Annotated in this window: 17 protein-coding genes and 1 tRNA gene; 10 read left to right on the top strand and 8 right to left on the bottom strand. The window is 67.2% G+C overall.

Features of this window, described 5'->3' with window-relative positions; all coding sequences use genetic code 11:
* Positions 1–2,028: a TPM domain-containing protein gene (locus JOF57_RS06100; RefSeq protein WP_209914790.1), complete on the bottom strand. Its 2,028-nt coding sequence runs from the start codon at positions 2,026–2,028 to the stop codon at positions 1–3.
* A 59-nt stretch (positions 2,029–2,087) separates the two neighbouring features.
* On the opposite strand from JOF57_RS06100, the gene JOF57_RS06105 reads away from it, so the two are divergent.
* The 3 genes from JOF57_RS06105 (at position 2,088) to JOF57_RS06115 (ending at position 5,625) form a co-directional block, all read left to right on the top strand.
* On the top strand, positions 2,088–3,362 hold the full coding sequence (locus JOF57_RS06105) for a deoxyguanosinetriphosphate triphosphohydrolase (RefSeq protein WP_209914794.1): 1,275 nt from the start codon (positions 2,088–2,090) through the stop codon (positions 3,360–3,362).
* Between the two features lie 4 nt (positions 3,363–3,366).
* Positions 3,367–5,265: a DNA primase gene (gene dnaG, locus JOF57_RS06110; RefSeq protein WP_209914797.1), complete on the top strand. Its 1,899-nt coding sequence runs from the start codon at positions 3,367–3,369 to the stop codon at positions 5,263–5,265.
* 63 nt (positions 5,266–5,328) lie between these two features.
* Positions 5,329–5,625 (top strand): DUF7155 family protein, encoded by a 297-nt coding sequence (locus JOF57_RS06115; protein WP_209914800.1) that lies wholly within the window; start codon positions 5,329–5,331, stop codon positions 5,623–5,625.
* A 5-nt stretch (positions 5,626–5,630) separates the two neighbouring features.
* Here JOF57_RS06115 and JOF57_RS06120 read toward each other — a convergent pair whose 3' ends face one another.
* Complete coding sequence (locus tag JOF57_RS06120; protein ID WP_209914803.1) at positions 5,631–5,909, bottom strand: hypothetical protein; 279 nt, start codon at positions 5,907–5,909, stop codon at positions 5,631–5,633.
* A gap of 159 nt (positions 5,910–6,068) precedes the next feature.
* Here JOF57_RS06120 and JOF57_RS06125 point away from each other — a divergent pair.
* A tRNA-Asn gene (locus JOF57_RS06125) sits at positions 6,069–6,141 on the top strand.
* Positions 6,142–6,161: 20 nt separating this feature from the next.
* Here the strand turns inward: JOF57_RS06125 and JOF57_RS06130 are convergent.
* Entirely contained in the window at positions 6,162–6,476 is a 315-nt protein-coding gene (locus JOF57_RS06130) for a hypothetical protein (protein ID WP_209914806.1), read from the bottom strand.
* A 121-nt stretch (positions 6,477–6,597) separates the two neighbouring features.
* Here JOF57_RS06130 and JOF57_RS06135 point away from each other — a divergent pair, with 121 nt between their 5' ends.
* Entirely contained in the window at positions 6,598–7,089 is a 492-nt protein-coding gene (locus JOF57_RS06135) for an LppP/LprE family lipoprotein (protein WP_209914809.1), read from the top strand.
* Positions 7,090–7,095: 6 nt separating this feature from the next.
* Here the strand turns inward: JOF57_RS06135 and JOF57_RS06140 are convergent, their stop codons facing one another.
* On the bottom strand, positions 7,096–9,018 hold the full coding sequence (locus JOF57_RS06140; RefSeq protein WP_209914813.1) for an acyl-CoA dehydrogenase family protein: 1,923 nt from the start codon (positions 9,016–9,018) through the stop codon (positions 7,096–7,098).
* Positions 9,019–9,113: 95 nt separating this feature from the next.
* On the opposite strand from JOF57_RS06140, the gene JOF57_RS06145 reads away from it, so the two are divergent.
* From JOF57_RS06145 to JOF57_RS06155, 3 genes are all read left to right on the top strand, one after another.
* Positions 9,114–9,848 carry a VIT1/CCC1 transporter family protein gene (locus JOF57_RS06145; RefSeq protein ID WP_209914816.1) on the top strand — a complete coding sequence of 245 codons (735 nt, stop codon included), beginning with the start codon at positions 9,114–9,116 and terminating at the stop codon, positions 9,846–9,848.
* Positions 9,848–10,924, top strand: a complete 1,077-nt coding sequence (locus tag JOF57_RS06150; protein WP_209914819.1) for an esterase-like activity of phytase family protein — start codon at positions 9,848–9,850, stop codon at positions 10,922–10,924. The genes JOF57_RS06145 and JOF57_RS06150 overlap by 1 nt, the downstream gene beginning before the upstream one ends.
* Positions 10,925–11,016: 92 nt before the next feature.
* On the top strand, positions 11,017–12,213 hold the full coding sequence (locus JOF57_RS06155) for an IS30 family transposase (protein WP_209914822.1): 1,197 nt from the start codon (positions 11,017–11,019) through the stop codon (positions 12,211–12,213).
* Positions 12,214–12,296: 83 nt separating this feature from the next.
* On the opposite strand, the gene JOF57_RS06160 is transcribed toward JOF57_RS06155, so the two are convergent.
* The 3 genes from JOF57_RS06160 to JOF57_RS06170 all read right to left on the bottom strand — a co-directional run bounded on the left by JOF57_RS06160 (position 12,297) and on the right by JOF57_RS06170 (position 14,740).
* Positions 12,297–12,974, bottom strand: a complete 678-nt coding sequence (locus tag JOF57_RS06160; RefSeq protein ID WP_234937734.1) for a YoaK family protein — start codon at positions 12,972–12,974, stop codon at positions 12,297–12,299.
* 61 nt (positions 12,975–13,035) lie between these two features.
* Positions 13,036–14,247 carry an MFS transporter gene (locus JOF57_RS06165; protein ID WP_209914828.1) on the bottom strand — a complete coding sequence of 404 codons (1,212 nt, stop codon included), beginning with the start codon at positions 14,245–14,247 and terminating at the stop codon, positions 13,036–13,038.
* A 13-nt stretch (positions 14,248–14,260) separates the two neighbouring features.
* The gene (locus tag JOF57_RS06170; protein ID WP_209914831.1) at positions 14,261–14,740 is read right to left on the bottom strand and encodes a MarR family winged helix-turn-helix transcriptional regulator; all 480 of its coding nucleotides are present in this window, start codon (positions 14,738–14,740) and stop codon (positions 14,261–14,263) included.
* Positions 14,741–14,846: 106 nt separating this feature from the next.
* Here JOF57_RS06170 and JOF57_RS06175 point away from each other — a divergent pair, with 106 nt between their 5' ends.
* Together JOF57_RS06175 and JOF57_RS06180 are read left to right on the top strand one after the other, a co-directional pair.
* Positions 14,847–16,886: an ABC transporter ATP-binding protein gene (locus tag JOF57_RS06175; protein ID WP_209914834.1), complete on the top strand. Its 2,040-nt coding sequence runs from the start codon at positions 14,847–14,849 to the stop codon at positions 16,884–16,886.
* The gene (locus tag JOF57_RS06180; protein WP_209914837.1) at positions 16,883–17,725 is read left to right on the top strand and encodes a CbiQ family ECF transporter T component; all 843 of its coding nucleotides are present in this window, start codon (positions 16,883–16,885) and stop codon (positions 17,723–17,725) included. The genes JOF57_RS06175 and JOF57_RS06180 overlap by 4 nt, the downstream gene beginning before the upstream one ends.
* On the opposite strand, the gene JOF57_RS06185 is transcribed toward JOF57_RS06180, so the two are convergent.
* On the bottom strand, positions 17,615–18,547 hold the full coding sequence (locus JOF57_RS06185; RefSeq protein ID WP_209915860.1) for a DUF4349 domain-containing protein: 933 nt from the start codon (positions 18,545–18,547) through the stop codon (positions 17,615–17,617). The genes JOF57_RS06180 and JOF57_RS06185 overlap by 111 nt on opposite strands.
* Positions 18,548–18,606 lie beyond the last annotated feature (59 nt).

Here is an 18,606-nt window from a genome sequence, read left to right on the forward strand (position 1 = left end):
CTAGAAGCGGCCGCCGCCGCCGCTGTAGCTGCGGCCCGACGAATGTGACGAGCCGCCATAGGATGTCGGACGTCCCATGCCGCGGCCGCCCCCGAAACCTCCTCCGAAACCTCCTCCGAAACCGCCGCCCCCGCCGCGCAGGATGTTGCCGATGAGGATGCCGCCGAGCACCGCGCCCATGTCCGAGCCTCCGCCGCCTCCGCCGTACTGGGAGGTGTAGGACCGCTGTGCCGTTCGCACGTCGTCGTTGGCCAGGCGTTGCGCCTGTGCGGCCAGCGTCGAAGCGCCGTTGGCGTGGGCTACCGCCTCGTCGGGATTCTCCGCGCGCTTGGCCGCGGCGGCCTGAAGCTGCCGTTGGGCCTCGGCCAGCCGGGTGCGTGCCTCCGGGCCAATGCTGCCGCGCCGGGTCTCGATGAAGTCCGACACCGCCTTGATCCGTGACTGGGCGGTGAACAGCGCCTGCTCCAGTGCACGGGCCAGCCGTTCGGCTGCCTCCTGTTGTTCGTGCACGCCGGCCAGCAGTTGATCGAGTTCGGCGTCGGCCTTGGTCAGCCGGGTGAAGGTACCCAGCGGGTCGGCCTTGCCGTTGGCCGTAGCGTCGTCGGCAGCCTTCTTCGCCGCGTCACGGACGGTACTCAGCTTGTCGGCCTGCGGCGTACCGGATTGCCCCAGAAGTGCATTCGCCTGGTCGATGCCGGCCTGGATATCGGTGATCGCCGCGGGTAGATCGGCCAGCGCCCGGTTGATATCGGAGGCCGCGCTGTCCACGGCGTCGAGCAGGGTCCGGGTCTGATCGAGGGCGGACTCGGCCGAACGCACCGCATCTACCAGCGCGGTCTGATCGTCGGCCGGCCGGGATACCAGGTTGCGGGCGGTGCTGATGTTGCGGTCGGCGAACGCCAGGCGTTCCTTGGCGAGGTCCACATTGGTCGACACCGAACTCAGTGCGGTGGAGTCGAATTGGGTGTGCAGGTTGGCAAGTGTCTGGCCGCTCGGTTCGATACGGGCGGTCAGGCCGACCATCTGTTGGGTCATGGCGTCGAGCCGGGTCGGGGCGTTGATCACCAGATCGCGCAACTGCTCGAAGGCCTGGCTCTGCGCGTCCAGTTCACGGTCGGCCCTGGCCGCCGACACCACCACCTTGGTCAGCAGATCCCGCTGTTGCAGCGGTGTCTCGGGGACATCGTCATCGAGCGTCTGACGCACGGTGAATGCTTGGGCCAGAGCCTTTTTCGCATTCTCCAGGGCCATACTGAACGGTTCGGTGCGCTTGGCGCCGAACTCCTCGACAGCCAGTTCCAGCTCGGCTTCACTGGTGCGGACGGCATTGTCGACGTCGACGACGATCGAGCGGGACAGCTCGTCGAGCGCCTCCAGCGGCACCGAGGCCAACGCGGTGGCGTCGGTCGGATCGACCCGCTTGGCGGCCTCGAACTCGGCGCGGCGGCGCTTGGCCCGGCGCCGGCGCGACCACCACCACAGCAACCCGACCAGTACCAGCAACACGCCAAGGGCGATCAGCATGCCCGGCCACGAGATTCCGGCTCCCGCCGGCGCGGCGGGAGGATTGGCCTTCAAACCGTTGGCGGCGGCGATGGCCGCGCCGGCCCAGTCGTCACGACGCAGGGCCGGTTCGACGCTGTTGCGTCGAATGTCGTCGGCGCGGGCATTGCCACCGGGGACGGTGCTCGGCACCTGGAAGGCGTACGACCGCGCGTTGGTGGCGACCGCCAGCAGCGCGTCGTCGTCACCGAGATCGCTCAGCTGAATCGTGCTCTGCGCCCAGCCCGACTGGTTCTGGCCGGAGAAGTCATCGACGAAAACCACCCACAGCTGAATACGTTTGGTGTCGTAGAGCTGGTCGAGGGCACGCTCCACACTGGCGCGCTGAGCGGCCGACAAGACCCCGGCGTGGTCGGTGAGTTGGGTGGCCAACCGCAGTGGCGGCTCGGCCGCGGCACCGGGGGCAACCAGCAGCCCTGTCATCAGGATCGCGAGCAGCGCAGAAAGCAGACGGGCGATACGCATGACCGCCAATCTAATGCGCTGCGGGGTCGGCGCGTCGGTTCCTGGCAGACTGTGCGTCGGTGAACGGGGATACGCAGGCCGCCTATGACGACTTCGACCGGCAACGTCTGGTGGTCGAGTCGCCGAAGGGTGCCGCGCTGCCCGGGACCGACACCGAGCACCGCACCGACTTCGCCCGTGATCGGGCCCGCGTGTTGCACAGCGCGGCGCTGCGACGGCTGGCCGACAAGACCCAGGTCGTCGGGCCACGACATGGGGATACCCCGCGCACCCGGCTCACGCACTCACTTGAGGTGGCCCAGATCGGTCGCGGAATGGCGATCGGGTTGGGCTGTGATTCGGACCTGGTGGACCTGGCCGGCCTGGCCCACGACATCGGGCACCCGCCCTACGGGCACAACGGCGAGCGTGCGCTCGACGAGATCGCGAAACCCTTCGGCGGATTCGAGGGCAATGCCCAGAACTTCCGGATCCTCACCCGGTTGGAGCCGAAAGTTCTTGATGCCGAGGGACGTTCTGCCGGGCTCAACCTGACGAGGGCCGCGCTGGACGCGGTGGCGAAGTATCCGTGGCCCAGCTTCGGCACCCGCAAGAAATACGGCTTCTATGACGACGACGCCGAGGCCGCCGAATGGATGCGCGCCGGCGCGCCCGCCGAGCGGCCGTGCCTGGAGGCCCAGGTGATGGACTGGGCCGACGACGTCGCCTATTCGGTGCACGACGTCGAGGACGGCGTGATCTCCGGGCGCATCGACCTGCGGGTGCTCGGCGATCCCGACGCGGCGTCCTCGCTGGCGGACCTGGGTGCCAAGAACTTTCCCAGCGTCACCCACGATGATCTGCTGGCCGCCGCCGAGCGGCTGTCCCACGTGCCGGTGGTGGCGGCGGTGGGGCGCTACGACGGAACGTTGGCGTCCTCGGTTGCCCTGAAGACGTTGACCAGCGAACTGGTCGGGCGTTTTGCCAATGCGGCGATCACCCAGACCCGGGCGGTCGCCGGGGGAGCGGTGCTACGTCGTTTCGATGCCGAGCTGACGGTCCCGCCTCTGGTGCGCGCCGAGGTGGTCCTGCTCAAGATGCTGGCGCTGCAGTTCATCATGTCCGACCACCGGCACCTGCAGATCCAGGCTGATCAGCGCACGCTCATCCACGAGGTCGCCCTGGCGCTGTGGGCGCAGGCCCCGGGCAGCCTGGACCCGCAGTTCGCGCCCGAGTTCGACGCGGCCGCCGACGACGGCGCCCGGTTGCGCGTGGTGGTCGACCAGATCGCGTCCTACACCGAGAGCCGGTTGGAGCGAGTGCATGAGGCGCGCTCACCGAGACCTCTAGAATGAGCCGGTGGCCGGCCGGATTTCAGATCGCGATATCGCGGCCATCCGTGAAAAAACCCGCATCGAGGATGTCGTCGGTGACTACGTCCAGTTGAGGCGGGCCGGGGCCGACTCGATGAAGGGTCTGTGTCCGTTCCACGACGAGAAGTCACCGTCGTTCCACGTGCGGCCGAATCACGGCCATTTCCACTGCTTCGGCTGCGGCGAGGGCGGCGACGTGTACGCCTTCATCCAGAAGATCGAGCACGTGACCTTCGTCGAGGCGGTCGAGTTGTTGGCCGACCGGGTCGGCTACACCGTCACCTACACCGGCGCGTCGACGACGAATGTGCAGCGTGACCGGGGCAGCCGCAGCCGGTTGCTGGCCGCCAATGCCGCCGCCCAGGAGTTCTACGCCGAGGCGCTGACCTCGGATGAGGCCGCCGAGGCGCGCAAGTACCTGACCGAGCGCAACTTCGACGCGGCCGCCGCCGCCCAGTTCGGGTGCGGGTTCGCACCGTCTGGGTGGGACAAGCTGACAAAGCACTTGCAGCGCTTGGGTTTCGAGTTCAAGGAGTTGGAGGCGGCCGGGCTGAGCCGGGAGGGCAAGCGAGGGCCGATGGACCGGTTCCACCGGCGGCTGCTGTGGCCGATCCGGGTGTCCTCGGGCGAGACCATCGGCTTCGGCGCACGTCGGTTGTTCGACGACGATCAGAACCAGGCCAAGTACGTCAACACCCCCGAGACGGTGCTCTACAAGAAGTCGCAGGTGCTGTTCGGGTTGGACCGCGCCAAGCGGGACATCGCCAAGGGACATCAGGCCGTCGTCGTCGAGGGCTACACCGATGTGATGGCCATGCACATGGCCGGGGTGACCACCGCGGTGGCGTCATGCGGCACCGCGTTCGGCGAGCAGCACCTGTCGATGCTGCGCCGGTTGATGATGGACGACAACTTCTTCCGCGGCGAACTGATCTACGTGTTCGACGGCGACGCCGCGGGCCAGGCTGCCGCGGTGAAAGCGTTCGAGGGCGAGCAGAACCTGTCCGGGCAGTCGTTCGTGGCGGTGGCGCCCGACGGGATGGATCCGTGCGATCTGCGACTGCGGTCCGGCGACGGTGCGGTGCGCGATCTGGTGGCCCGGCGAACACCGTTGTTCGAGTTCGTGATTCGCAGTGCACTGGCCGAGCACGACCTGGACAGTGCGGAGGGCCGGGTGACGGCGCTGCGGCGCTGCGTGCCGATCGCGTCCCGGATCAAGGACCAGACGCTGCGCGACGAGTACGCCAGGCAGCTGGCCGGCTGGGTCGGCTGGGACAACGTCGCGCAGGTGATCGGCCGGGTGCGGGAGGAAGCCAGCGGCGGCCGCAAGGACTCGCGACGTCAGCCTGCGCGGCAACAGGCCAGTCCCGCGGCGGCTCCTGTGGCGCGCCCCAATCCGACCGATCCGACGCTGTGGCCGCAGCGCGAGGCGCTCAAGGCCGGTCTGCAGTATCCGGCGATCGCCGGGCCGGTGTTCGATTCGCTGACCGTCGAGAGCTTCACCCACCCCGGGTACACCGCGTTGCGTTCGGCGATCGAGGCGGCCGGCGGCATGTCGTCGGGCATATCCGGGGCCCAGTGGATCGAGGCCGTTCGCGAGCAGACCACCTCCCCGGCCGCGGCCGGCCTGGTCAACGAACTGGGCGTCGAGGCGATCAACGTCGAGGACGACGAGCACCTGCCGCGCTACATCAGCAGCGTGCTGGCCCGCCTGCAGGAGGTCTGGGTGGGGCGCCAGATCGCCGAGGTGAAGTCCAAGCTGCAGCGCATGTCACCGGTGGAGCAGGGAGATGAATATCACGCCCTGTTCGGTGACCTGGTGGCCATGGAGTCCTACCGGCGCAGCCTGCTCGAACAGGCCAGCGGCGACGACCTCACTGCGTGATTTCCCGCATCGCGATAGGCTGAGGCGCAGTCGGGCCCAACAGACGCGAAAGAGGCACCCCCGGTGACACGTTTCAGCACGCGGACGCGGCGGTTCGTCGCCGCCGGCGCATTCGTCCTGGCTGCCGGTGCTGCTGCGGGCGCCCCGGCGCTCATCTCGACGTCTGCCCCCGGCCCCGAGGTCACGGCGCAGCCGGCCTGCCTGGCCTGGTTCGGCAACAAAGAGGACGGCAAGTGCCTGTCCTACTCCAACGGCATGCCTGCCAACATCGGCACACCGTGGGTCGGCGCCGGCGGCAATGGCGGATTCGTCACCGGGCCGCTGCTGCCCGGAACGTCGATCAATCAGGGGATCGGCTAGCAGCCCTACCAGCTGGACTTTTTGGCGCGATGCGTCGCCGAACCGTCGGTGCTCTCCTTTGGGGCGAGCACCGACGTTTCTGCGTCGATGGGGGTCATCGTGAGGAACTGCGGATCCGGCGAGACCTGCTTGGCGATCTTGCGCCGTCCGGCGTCGATCGCCGCCTTGGTGGCCGGATTGGCGGTCACCGCGCGGTAGGTGCTGGCGATCTGCTCATAGCGACGTCGCCCGGCCTTGGCGCCGAGCACGTAGCCGACGGCGATTACGGCGGCATAGCGGATCACAGAATTCCTCCCACAACGACGTGCCTCCCAGACGGCAGGTGTGTGCCCTCCATCCTGCCTCAACTCCACCCCGCCGCGCCCGTCTGGGCGCGAGTTGGCGGCAGCGGCGGTCGGTACGCTAGAGTCAACGCTCGGCCGCGGTGCTTCCGCGGAAGGTAGTCCCCTGTAGCTCAATTGGCAGAGCTCCCGACTGTTAATCGGGCGGTTATTGGTTCGAGTCCAATCGGGGGAGCAAGTTCTCGAATCCCAGTCCTATGACTGGGGCCGGGCCTGCGCCTGGCGCGCCGCCTGGGTCAGCGCCTCCACCAGTGGATTGGACGCCGATGCGAGGGCATTCCGCTCCTCGTCGGTCAATTGGTAGAACGTCCACACGCCCCAGGCCGCCGGCCGGACATACACCGTCACCTGTTGCCGGTTGTTCGCCAACACGGCCGGGACGGGTACTGCGCGATCGAGGGTGGCCGCGCTGGCCATCTCCTCGGCGATCTGTTGGACGTTGACTGATTCCTGCAGTTGGTACAGCACGGCCTTGTTGGCGGGGCCTTCCATGGCGAGGAACCAAGCCATCAGTGTCTCCTAGGGGTAGTGGTCTTCGACGGATCGCGGGTCGGATCGTCAACAGTGTCGCCTATCGGCGCGCCGCCGTCAGCTCACTTGCTGAGCCGCTCCGATTCGCTACCCTCGGGGTGTGCACCCACGGCTGATCGTCATCGTCGCCTTCATCGGTCTCTTTGCGGTTGGTTGCGGCTGGGGTCCGTCGTCCGCGCCGCCGCCCAAGCCCGATACCTGCGCACCGACCGACGGGCCCAGCGCCGACACGGTCGCCGACCAGATCGCCAAACTGCCCGCCCCTGAAGCGGGTCGGCAGTGGACTCAGGTCAACACCGGCCACACCACCAACTGCCGGCTGTACTGGGTACAGGTGGGCCAGTCCAACCCCGAGCCCAACAGCGCCGGGCAACTGCTGTTCTTCGACCGGCAGACCCCGCTCGGCCCGGCCACCCCGGAGCCCCGGCCCTACCTCAACGTGATCACCAATGCCGACGACACCGTGGTGGTGAACTACCAGTGGCAGCAGGGCCATGATTCGCCCACCGCGCCGACCGGCATCGCCACCGTGCGGTTCCGGATCGGAGACGACGGCAAACTGGTTGCCGTCGACCCGATTCCGAAGCCCTGAGGCGACTCAGCCGTTGACCAGTTCGGCGGGGTCGAGCATCGCGGCGTAACGCAACTGCTCGGGGATGCCGAACCCGTCGACGAGCGTTTCGATGTGCGGCCGCAATGAGCGGCAGCGTTCGTTGATACCGCGGGTGACGGCCTTGGCGCGTTCTGTCGACAGGAACCGGTGCTCGATGAACCAGGCCTTGTCGTCCTCGATCACCGACAACGTGTACAGATCGCAGACATCGGAGAGCAGTTCGCGGGCGGTGTCGTCCTCGCAGGCGTCGATGCCTGCGACGAAAGCTTCCAGGACGACCCGGTCGATATGGGCCTGTGCGGCGTGCAATACGTGGTCCTGCACGGCGTTGAACGCGTCGAAGGCCGACATCTCCTTGGCCTTGCCCTGCAGTCGCCGTGCCACCGAGGCCAGCATGTACTCCTCGCGGTCTTCGAACATCTTGACCTGGGTACCGCGGTTGAACAGGCTGCCTTCCTCCTCGTTGTCCTGGCGGGTGTCCAGGATGGTTTGGATGATGGTCTGGGCTGCAGTGCGTTTGACCACCCGCTCACCGGCGAAGTTCGCCGCGAACCGCACCCATTCGACCGGGCTCATCCCCTTGATGTCGTCGGCGTAGGCGGTGAGCAGTTCCTTGGCCACCAGTTGGGTGAGCACATGGTTGTCGCCCTCGAAGGTGGTGAACACATCGGTGTCGGCGCGTAGGGCGATCAGCCGGTTCTCGGCGAGATAGCCTGCGCCGCCGCAGGCTTCCCGGGCTTCCTGGATCGCGCGGCTGGCATGCCAGGTGTTGGTGGCTTTCAGTCCCGCGGCGCGGGCCTCCAGTTCGCGCTGCTCCTCGGCGTCGGGATCGTCGGAGGTCTGCAGCTCATGGCATTTGGCCACCAGTTCGTTCTGGGCGAACTGCAGCGCGTAGGACTTCGCGATCAACGGCAGCAGCCGGCGCTGGTGGACCAGGTAGTCCATGATCAGCACCTCGCTGTCGGCGTCGGGGGCCTCGAACTGCCTGCGTTCCAACGCATACCGGGTGGCGATGTCGAGCGCCACCCGCGCGGCCGCGGCGGCACTGCCGCCGACGGTGACCCGTCCGCGGATCAGCGTGCCCAGCATGGTGAAGAACCGGCGGCCGGGGTTCTCGATCGGCGAGCTGTAGGTGCCGTCGGGCGCGACGTCCGCGTAGCGGTTGAGCAGGTTCTCCCGTGGGATGCGTACCTGGTCGAACACGATGCGTCCGTTGTCGACGCCGGGCAGCCCACCCTTGTAGTGGCAGTCCGAGGTGGTCACCCCGGGCCGGTCGTTGCCGTCGCCGTCACGGATCGGCACCACGAAGCAGTGCACGCCGTGGCCCTCGCCGTCCGGGGTGATCAGCTGGGCGAAAACCGCTGCCACCCGAGCACTTTCGGCCGCTCCGCCGATGTAGTCCTTGCGGGCGTTGGGGGTCTCGGAGTGGATGACGAATTCCTGGGTGGCCGGATCGTAGGTGGCCGTGGTCTCCAGGGACTGCACGTCGCTGCCGTGCCCGGTCTCGGTCATCGCGAAACAGCCCGGCAGTTCCAGGCTGATCAGCGGGCGCACGTAGGCCTCGTGGTGACGTTCGGTACCCAGGTTCTCGATGGCGCCGCCGAACAGGCCCCACTGCACCCCGGCCTTGACCATGAGCGACAGATCGCTCATCGCCAGCATCTCGATCTGGGTGATCGCCGCGCCGACGTCACCATTGCCGCCGTGTTGTTTACGGAAACCGTCTACGGCTGCGCCGGCGGCCGCCATGATCTTGAGCTGCTCGCCCACCTTGGTCCGGGCAATGGTCGTGTTGGGGGTGTAGTGCGGTCGAAAGACCTCGTCGGAAAGCCTGGCCCTCATGGCGTTCTTGACGTCGCGCCAACGGCCGTCCAGCGCGTTTCGCAGATGCTCAGCAGTGGAAGTCATATCCGACGGTAACGCGTTCAACGATCAGGCGGGTCCGTTGAAACGAAGGCAAGCCTTCCTGGACAAGTGAGACCTTGCCGCGCAAGACTGGCGCTATGCCGGAGTCGGTCGGTAAGTCGCTGTCTCCCACCGGCTTGCCGCATGTCAGCTATCACCGGCATGCCGATGTGACCGGGGGTTGGCTTCGCGCAGCGACCTTCGGTGCGATGGACGGTCTGGTCAGTAACACCGCGTTGATCGCCGGTGTCGGGGCGAGCGCTTCCGCCCAGACCGTGGTGCTCAGTGGTGTCGCAGGTCTGTTGGCGGGGGCGTTCTCGATGGCGCTCGGTGAGTACACCTCGGTGACCACCGCCAACGAGCAGGTCGATTCCGAAGTCAAGGTGGAGCGCACGTCGTTCCGTAAGAACCCGCAGGCTGAGCAGGCCGAACTCGTGGCCATGCTTCAGGAGATGGGGATGACACCAGAAACGGCGGCGAAGGCCACCGAGGAAATCCACCGCGACGAGAATCGGGCGCTGAACTTTCATCTGGTGCAGGAGTTGGGAGTCGACCCCCGGGAGAAGCCGTCGCCATGGGTGGCCGGAGGGGCGTCGTTCGTGTTGTTCGCGATCGGTGCGATCATCCCACTCATCCCGTACCTGCTCGGCTTCGAATCGTTGTGGGCAGGGCTTGCCTGCGGTGGTGTGGGCCTGTTGATCGTCGGCGGTGTGGCGGCGACGTTCACCCGTAAGCCGGTGGCCATCGCGGGCCTGCGGCAACTGCTGTTCGGCGCCGTCGCGATCGCGGCCACCTATGGCGTCGGCATCCTGGTCGGCGCCGCCGTCACCTGATGTTGTACCGAATCCTGGCGGCCGGCCTGCTGGTCCTGGCCGGTTGTGCTCCCGCGCGTGCCACCGCGTATTTCGAGTTTCTCGGCCAACGTCAGATTTCTGCTGCTGAGGTGCTAGACGGCACGGTGATCGGCGGATTGTCGGGGATCAGCTACGACCCGGTCGCCGATCTGTACTACATCATCAGCGACGACCGTTCCGCCAACGGCCCGGCGCGTTTCTACACCGCACGGATCACAATGTCGGACAACGGCATCGGTGATGTCGAGTTCGTCGGCACCCATCCGTGGCTGGACCGTGACGGACAGCCGTTTGGCCCGTTGGACTTCGGCAGGTCCGACGGCGAGGCGGTGCCACCGGTCATCCCCCCGGACCCCGAGTCGATCGCCTTCGATGGACACCGACAGCGGTTGTACTGGACCAGCGAAGGGGAGCGGCGGGTCGACGGGCGCGGCGGGCCGCTTCTCCTGGACCCGTGGTTGCGGACCGCCGGGCTCGACGGCAGCTTCCTCGGCGAGTTCAGACTGCCCGAGGCCCTGCGGATGTCGGCCGGTGACCACGGTCCGCGCCGCAACAGCGCGTTGGAGGGGCTCACGCTGACGCCGGACGGACGGTATCTGTGGGCGGCCATGGAGGGACCCGGCTACGACGACGGCCCGCCACCCGACGAGCAGCACGGTGCCTGGGTCCAGGTGATCCGCTTCGTCGCGGACTCCGGGGTGGTCGACGGCCGGTACACCTACCCGCTGGACCCGGTCACCGCCGGTCCGGGCGGGGACAACGGGCTGTCCGACCTGGTGGCGCTCGACGACGGCACCTTCCTGGTGGTCGAGCGCGGCTTCGGCACCCATGTGGCGGTGCGCATCTACCGCGCGAGCCTGGTCGAGAGCTCCACCGCGATGACGAAGACACTGCTCGCCGATCTGACCGCCACGCCGGGACTGGCACCGCTCGACAACATCGAGGGAATCACCTTGGGGCCCAAGCTGGCCGACGGTCGGCAATCGGTGATCGCTGTCAGCGACGATAATTTCTCGCCTGCTCAGGTGACCCAGTTTCTGCTGTTCGCGCTGTAGGCGTGTGTGCCGCATCGAGATTGACACCAGGGTCGTGAATCTCGCGGCAGATTCATACGGTCAATGCAACATCCGTCAATGTGGGGGTTGCAATGCCGACTGGTTATCGGGCGCCGTGGTGGTTGAAGCGGCAGTTTTTTGATCTGGTGTGTGCCGGGATGTCGGTGCTGGAGGCCGAACGTCAACTCGGTGTGTCACGCAATGTCGGGCGGGCGTGGTGGCGTAAGGCTGGCGGTATGAGGCTGCGAATTGGCAAAGGTGATCTCGGGTTGGCCGAACCTGGTGACCTCACCCGTGCCGGCGGACGTGGTCACCGGCTGAGCTACGACGAACGCGTCCTGATCATGCGGGGGCTCGATCAACGACACCCACAGGCTGAGATTGCCCGCCAGCTCGATCGCGATCCCAGCGTCATCTCACGCGAGATCCGGCGCAATCGCACTGCGGCCGGGGACTATCACGCAGGGTTGGCTCATGCCAGAGCTAGTCAGAAAGCCAAGCGGCCCAAAGAGTTCAAGCTCAACGACACCCGGGTGTGCGCCGCCATCGAAACCTGGATGGATGACGGGTGGAGCCCGAAACTGATCGCCGAGATGTTGGCTCGTGACCATCCCGATGACAGGCTGACACGGGTGAGCCACGAAACCATCTACAAGTGCCTCTACGTGCAAGGCCGCGGCCAGCTACGCGCCGATCTGAACAAGTGCTTGTCGACTAAACGCGCCGCTCGCAAGCCCCGGGGCAGTACCGAGCGACGCGGGAAGTTCAGCGATGTGATCACCATCAGCCAGCGGCCCGCCGTGGTGGATGACCGTGCCGTGCCCGGGCATTGGGAAGGTGACCTGATCCTGGGCGCCGCAGGTGGCAGCGCAATCGGGACCCTGGTCGAGCGCAGCACCCGATTCACCATCTTGCTGCACCTACCGCACGATCACACCGCCGATTCGGTGGCCACCGCGATGATCGAGGCGATGAACGAGCTGCCTGCTCACCTACGTCGCACGATCACCTGGGATCGCGGCAGCGAGATGGCCCGCTGGCACGACATCAGCCTGGCACTGCAAGCGCCGGTCTACTTCTGCGATCCTCATTCACCCTGGCAGCGGGGCAGTAACGAGAACACCAACCGGCTGCTGCGGTTCTGGTTCGAAAAGGGCACCGACCTGTCCGGCTACACCAAAGCCGACCTCAAAGGAGTCCAAGACAAACTCAACACCCGACCCCGACCCACCCTGGACTTCGACACCCCAGCCCAACGTTTGGCCACTCTCCTCGATCAAGCTGCCTAACCGCGTTGCACTAACCACTTGACTTCGAGCGCCGAATCACGACCCTCACGTCAATCTCGGCGAGCGGACCGACTGCACGCGCCCTATTTCAACAACGCGTGGCGATCGAAGAAGAAGTATGTGTATGCCGCGGTGAGCCCGCAGACGAGGGTGGCCACCAGCAGCATCTGGGATCCGCTGACCACCACGCTGATGAAGCCGCCGACGATTGCGCCGCAGGCGAATCCGGCCCATAGCAGGAAGTATCCCAGCCAATCGCTCGCGTGGCCCCCGCTGAGATGGCGCTCGATGCCTTGGCCCATCTTGACGAGCGTCCCGGTCACATAACTCAGCGGGATCGACACCTCACCGTCGTTGACGAACGACGTGTTCAAGGCGCCGACACCAAAGGCTACGAACAGGATTGGAACGAACGGAACATCGTGGGCCGTCCAGCCCCGCATGACGGTGTCCACCACGGTGGACACCGCGAGCACAACCGTGGTCAACACCGTCGCGCCATGGGGATGATTCACCCAGACGTGGCGGCGGAACAACGATGCGATCACCACTCCGCCGACAAAGGCGGCCAGCAGCCAAGCTGCGCCGATCGCCAGCCACGTCTCGTCCTGGAACAGTCCGAGGAAAACCCGCTCGGTATTGCCTGTCATGAAGGTGACGAAGTACCCCGCGGAATGGGTGAACGCCACTGCTCCCAGCAGTCCGGCCAGGCCGGCCAGAATCCACGACAATCGTTCCTCGCTGTCGAACAGTTGCGACATGTCACCCATTGTGGGGAGCTTTGCGGCCCCTCGAGTCAGGATTCGCCAGCCTCGCGGCTCTCTAGCTGTCGCTGCCCACCGTGACGGCAGTTGCCTCGTCGGTGAGTTCGTCGAGCTCGTCTTCCTCTTCGTCGATGTGGACGAGGTGCGGCCGCGTCAGGAACAGCACACCTGCGCCCAACAACACCGCCGCCGCACCCACCCAGTACGGCAGGTGCACGCTGACGTGCTCTCCGAGCACCCCGGCCAGCCACGGTGCAACGGCGGCGCCGCCGAAACGCAGGAAGCTGTAGGCCGCCGAGGCCACTCCGCGTTCGACCGGCGCGGCCTTCATGACGGTCTCGGTGATCAGCGTGTTGTTGATGCCGATGAACAGGCCGGCGACCACCACACCCGATGCCAGCACGGTCTTGGAATCCGTCCACACCGCCATCACGGCCAGTACTGCGGTGAAGGCGAGCAGGTTGAGGATCAACACCCGCACCGTGCCGAAGCGGTGTTGGAGCCGCGGGGCGACGACCACCGAGGTGAAGGCCAACGCCAGCCCCCAGCCGAAGAAGATCAGCCCGATCTGGTGGGCGGTCATGTCCAGAGGGAAGGGGGTGAAGGCCAGCAGGGTGAAGAAGCCGAAGTTGTAGAGCAGCGCGGTGAGCGACACACCCAACAGTCCCCGGTGGCGCAGTGCCCGGAACGGGTCGGCCAGCGTGGTGGCACGGGCGGCCCGCGGGGTGGCGGGCAGCAGGAAGGCGGTGATCACCAGGGCGAAGGCCATCAGCGCCGAGACGCCGAAGAACGGGCCGCGCCAGGAGATCGAGCCGAGCACGCCGCCGACCAGCGGTCCGATCGCGATGCCCAGCCCGAGTGCCGCCTCGTACAGGATGATGGCTTGTGCCACAGAGCCTTTCGCGGAGTTGACGATGGTGGCCAGCGCGGTCGCGATGAACAGGGCGTTACCCAGGCCCCACAGTGCGCGCCACCCCACGATCTGCATCACGGTGTCGCTCATCCCGGCCAGGCCGGCGCCGGCGATGATGATCACCAGGCCGAGCAGCAGCGTGTGCTTGGGCCCGATACGACTGGACACCACGCCGGTGATCAGCATCGCCACGCCCATCACCGCCATGTAGCTGGTGAACAGCAACGACACCTGCGACGGTGAGGCGTCGAGGTTGTCGGCGATCGGTTTGAGGATGGGATCGACCAGTCCGATACCCATGAAGGCGACGACGGAGGCGAAAGCGACGGCCCATACGGCCTTGGGTTGGCGCCACATGGGGCGGTAACTCCTAACTGGGGTTGGGTGAGAGCGGATGCTCGTCGACGTCGGCGAGCATCCGGCGGATGATTCCGACGGAGTGCGCCAGCGTCCGGCGCTCCTCGGCGGTGAGCCGTTCGAGCCGCGGGTTGATGGTCGCGGCGCGGTCGGCCCTGGCTTGCTCCAGGGTCTGCCGGCCCTTCTCGGTGATAGCGATCAGCACTGCGCGGGCATCACCGGGATCGGTGGTGCGGGTAACCAGGCCGGCGTCTTCCAGGCGGCGAACCTGGGTGGTCATGGTCGGCTGCGAGCAGTGGTCGAGCAGCGCGAGGTCGGAGATGCGGGCCTCGCCCTGATCCTCGATGGTGGACAGCAGCCGGGCCTGCGCCCAGGGGACCGGCAGTCGGGTGCGTTGGGTGGCCAGTCGGTTCAACCGGGCGACGACCGACAGCAGGTCAGCGCCTAGCTCGGACTCGTCGGTTAGCGTGACATCCTCGGTCGGGGTCGACATGCCGATCATGTTTACATAGATTTACTATGTAGTAAACCCGCTGGGCGTGCTCTCGCTCACACCACGTGCAGCCGACTGCGGCGATCGCGGCTGGCAGAATCGAACGATGACCGCGATACCCCCGGCGACGACGCCTCGGCGCGGCCTCACACCCGGCGAGCTGGCGCAGGCTGCAGTGATGGCGGCCCTCTGTGCGGCCACCGCGATCATCGCGGTGGTGGTGCCGTTCGCGGCCGGCCTTTCGGTGCTGGGAACGGTGCCCATGGGTCTGCTGGCCTACCGCTACCGGCTGCGGGTACTCCTCGCGGCCACCATCGCCGCGGGCACCATCGCCTTTCTGATCGCCGGGATGGGCGGCTTGATGACCGTCATCGACTGCGCCTACATCGGTGGGCTGACCGGTGTGGTCAAGCGTCGCGGCAAGGGCACGGCCACAGCGTTCGGCACGGCGATCGTGGCCGGCGCGATATTCGGGATGGCGGCCATCGCCGCACTGTCTGTGTTGTCACGGCTGCGCAACCTGGTCTTCGACTCGCTGACTGCCGGGATCGAAGGACTGGCCAACGTCCTGGAACAGATCCCGCTGCTCGACGTGACGGCCGAACCGCTGCGAACCTCCTTCGGCACGCTGTTGGATTACTGGCCCGTGCTGATGCTGGTCCTGGGCATCTTCAGCATCACCTCGGTCAGCATGATCGGCTGGTGGGCGCTTTCACGGATCTTGGCGCGGCTGCTCGGGGTCCCCGATGTCCACAAGCTCGACGGCGGCGACGACTCGGCGGTCATCGGGCCGGTACCGGCCCGCCTGACCGACGTACGGTTCCGCTATCCGGGGGTCGGGCGCGACGCACTGGGGCCGGTTTCGATGGAATTCCAGCCCGGCGAACATGTTGCGGTGACCGGACCGAACGGCTCGGGCAAGACCACACTCATGCTGATGCTGGCCGGGCGTCAACCCACCTCGGGCAGCATCGAGCGGGCCGGCGCCGTGGGACTGGGTCGCATCGGCGGCACCGCAGTGGTGATGCAACATCCGGAAAGCCAGGTGTTGGGCACTCGGGTGGCCGACGACGTGGTGTGGGGCCTGCCCGTCGGCGCGACCGCCGACGTTGAGCGCCTCCTGACCGAAGTGGGGCTCGACGGCCTGGCCGAACGTGACACCGGAGGGCTGTCCGGTGGCGAACTGCAGCGACTGGCTGTTGCCGCGGCACTCGCCCGCGAACCCTCGCTGCTGATCGCCGACGAGGTCACCAGCATGGTGGACCAACAGGGCCGCGACACCTTGATGAACGTCCTGTCCGGGCTGACCGAACATCATCAGATGTCGCTGGTGCACATCACGCACTACAACGACGAGGCCGATTCCGCCGACCGGACGGTGACGCTCAGCGGCAACGGCGGCACCGCCGACAACACCGACATGGTTCAGACCTCCGCCGTGCCCCGGGAAGGGACGCGCGCCACGGCGGGCGCCGCGCCGGTGCTGGAGCTGACCGGAGTCGGCCACGAATACGCCAACGGAACCCCATGGGCGAAAACAGCTTTGCGGGACATCACGTTCACCGTCAACGAGGGTGACGGAGTGCTGGTGCACGGCCTGAACGGTTCCGGGAAGTCGACCCTGGCCTGGATCATGGCCGGGCTGACCGTCCCCACCTACGGCGCGTGTCTGCTCGACGGGGTGCCGGTGTCACAGCAGGTGGGTTCGGTGGCGATCTCGTTCCAGGCTGCCCGCCTGCAATTGATGCGCAGCACCGTCGGGCGCGAAATCGCCTCGGCCGCAGGCTTCTCGGCGCGGGAGAACGACCGCATTGCGAGCGCACTGGAGATGGTGGGGCTGGATGCGGCACTGGCCCAGCGGCGCATCGACCAACTCTCGGGCGGTCAGATGCGTCGGGTGGTGCTCGCCGGGTTGCTGGCCCGGTCGCCACGCGCGCTGATCCTCGACGAACCCCTGGCCGGTCTGGACGCCTCCAGTCAACGGGGGCTGCTGCGGTTGCTGGAGGATCTGCGCCGCAACAATGGGCTCACCGTCGTCGTCATCTCGCATGACTTCACCGGCCTGGAGAGTCTCTGCCCGCGCACGCTGCACCTGCACCACGGTGAACTCGCCCTTGCTCCGACGACTGCCGGGGGTTCGCGATGACCGCTCCGACCCGAGGACAACGTAAACCGGTCGTTCTGTTGCGTCCGGTCCCCGGCGACACCGTCATCCACCGACTGTGGGCCGGCACCAAACTGCTCGCGGTGGCGGCCATCGGCGTTCTGTTGACCTTTTATCCCGGATGGGTGCCGATCGCCTTCGTCGCGATACTGGTTCTGGTGACCGCGAGGCTGGCGCACATTCCGCGTGGCGCGCTGCCGTCGATCCCGATCTTCCTGTGGGTCCTGCTGGTGCTGGGCGGGGCGCTCGCCGCGCTGGGCGGCGGTGCCCCGATGATCGACATCGGCTCGGTGCAGGTCGGCCTGGGCGGGCTGCTCAACTTCCTTCGGGTCACCGCGCTGGCGATCGTGTTGATCGGGCTCGGCGCGCTCGTGTCGTGGACGACGAACGTCGCCGACGTCGCCCCGGCGGTGGCCACCTTGGGCCGCCCCCTGCGGCGGCTACGCATTCCGGTGGATGACTGGGCGGTGACGATTGCGTTGGCGCTGAGGGCTTTTCCGATGCTGATCGACGAGTTCCGCACGTTGTACGCGGCGCACCGGCTGCGCCCGGTCGAACCGGCCGAGACGTTCCGGGAGCGGCGCAGACAGCGGGTGGCCAATCTGATCGATCTGCTCGCCGCCGCCGTCACCGTGGCGTTGCGCCGGGGCGACGAGATGGGTGATGCCATCACCGCACGCGGTGGCGCGGGCCAGATCTCGGCGGCCCCGTCAGGGCCCAGGGCTCGTGACTGGATCGCCTTCGCCATCCTCGTCCTGGTCTGCGGCACTGCCCTGGCCCTGGAGCTCACCGTCCTGCCGACCAGCCTGCCGCGGCGGTGACGGCGGCCCGGTCCGCGACCGGGTCAGCCGGATGGCGACGTAGACGACCGCAGCCGCGATGACGAAGGCCGCCAGCCACGGCAGCAGCAGGCCGAACAACATCACGAATCCGGTGGCCGCTGACACGAAGCCGTGCCAGCCGCGCTCGACCTGGCCCCAGAACCCCTGATACTGCGGGGCGGGGCCACCGATCTGCTCGGCGGTGATGTCGAGATTGACCGTGCTGTAGTCGATCTGGTCGCCGAGCTGGGTGCGCTGCGCACGCAGGCTGTCGAGGTCGGCCTGGCGCTGCGACAGGGCGTTCTCGGCCGCGATCAACGCCTCGGGGTCTTTGGCGTCGCGCATGATCCCGAGCAGCCGGTCCACCGAAGTCTGCAACGCATTGATGCGGGCGTCGAGATCGACGCGCTGCGAGGTCACATCATCGGAGCGGACCTCGACGGTCTGCACCGTGCCGAGTTTCTTGAACCCGTCGAGGGTGCCCTCCAGTTTGGCGGCCGGTACGCGCAGCGCCAGGGAGATGTGTGCCCGGCCGGAGCTGGAGCCGGCGTCCTCGGAGCGGCTGTCCACCCGGCCACCGGCATCTGCGGTCAGTGCTACGGCCTTGTCGGCCACCGCAGCCGGGTCGCCGGTGGTGATCGACATCGATGCGGTCTTGACGATGTCCCGCTTGACGTCGGCGGGTGCCGGGGCCTCCTTGAACCCGGCACCGCTTTCCGGTGCCGGTGCCGAAGGCGCGAATCCGGCGTCGTTCGGCGGTGCCGCCGGGGCCGAGGAGGTGGGGGAGTGCCCGGCCGCGCAGGCCGGGGCGGCGGCCAACATGGCCGCGGCGAACAATGCCACCGTCACGCGGTGGCGGCATGCACTGGTGTGCCTGGGCA

Source organism: Mycolicibacterium lutetiense (genome assembly GCF_017876775.1).
GTDB classification, from domain to species: domain Bacteria; phylum Actinomycetota; class Actinomycetes; order Mycobacteriales; family Mycobacteriaceae; genus Mycobacterium; species Mycobacterium lutetiense.

What these genes read in the sequence shown, in the direction of transcription:
- JOF57_RS06100 (WP_209914790.1), bottom strand. Translation starts at nt 2,028, where the DNA reads ATGCGTATCGCCCGTCTGCTTTCTGCGCTGCTCGCGATCCTGATGACA.
- JOF57_RS06130 (WP_209914806.1), bottom strand. Translation starts at nt 6,476, where the DNA reads ATGGCTTGGTTCCTCGCCATGGAAGGCCCCGCCAACAAGGCCGTGCTG.
- JOF57_RS06140 (WP_209914813.1), bottom strand. Translation starts at nt 9,018, where the DNA reads ATGACTTCCACTGCTGAGCATCTGCGAAACGCGCTGGACGGCCGTTGG.
- JOF57_RS06145 (WP_209914816.1), top strand. Translation starts at nt 9,114, where the DNA reads ATGCCGGAGTCGGTCGGTAAGTCGCTGTCTCCCACCGGCTTGCCGCAT.
- JOF57_RS06150 (WP_209914819.1), top strand. Translation starts at nt 9,848, where the DNA reads ATGTTGTACCGAATCCTGGCGGCCGGCCTGCTGGTCCTGGCCGGTTGT.
- JOF57_RS06155 (WP_209914822.1), top strand. Translation starts at nt 11,017, where the DNA reads ATGCCGACTGGTTATCGGGCGCCGTGGTGGTTGAAGCGGCAGTTTTTT.
- JOF57_RS06160 (WP_234937734.1), bottom strand. Translation starts at nt 12,974, where the DNA reads ATGTCGCAACTGTTCGACAGCGAGGAACGATTGTCGTGGATTCTGGCC.
- JOF57_RS06165 (WP_209914828.1), bottom strand. Translation starts at nt 14,247, where the DNA reads ATGTGGCGCCAACCCAAGGCCGTATGGGCCGTCGCTTTCGCCTCCGTC.
- JOF57_RS06170 (WP_209914831.1), bottom strand. Translation starts at nt 14,740, where the DNA reads ATGTCGACCCCGACCGAGGATGTCACGCTAACCGACGAGTCCGAGCTA.
- JOF57_RS06175 (WP_209914834.1), top strand. Translation starts at nt 14,847, where the DNA reads ATGACCGCGATACCCCCGGCGACGACGCCTCGGCGCGGCCTCACACCC.
- JOF57_RS06180 (WP_209914837.1), top strand. Translation starts at nt 16,883, where the DNA reads ATGACCGCTCCGACCCGAGGACAACGTAAACCGGTCGTTCTGTTGCGT.
- JOF57_RS06185 (WP_209915860.1), bottom strand. Translation starts at nt 18,547, where the DNA reads ATGTTGGCCGCCGCCCCGGCCTGCGCGGCCGGGCACTCCCCCACCTCC.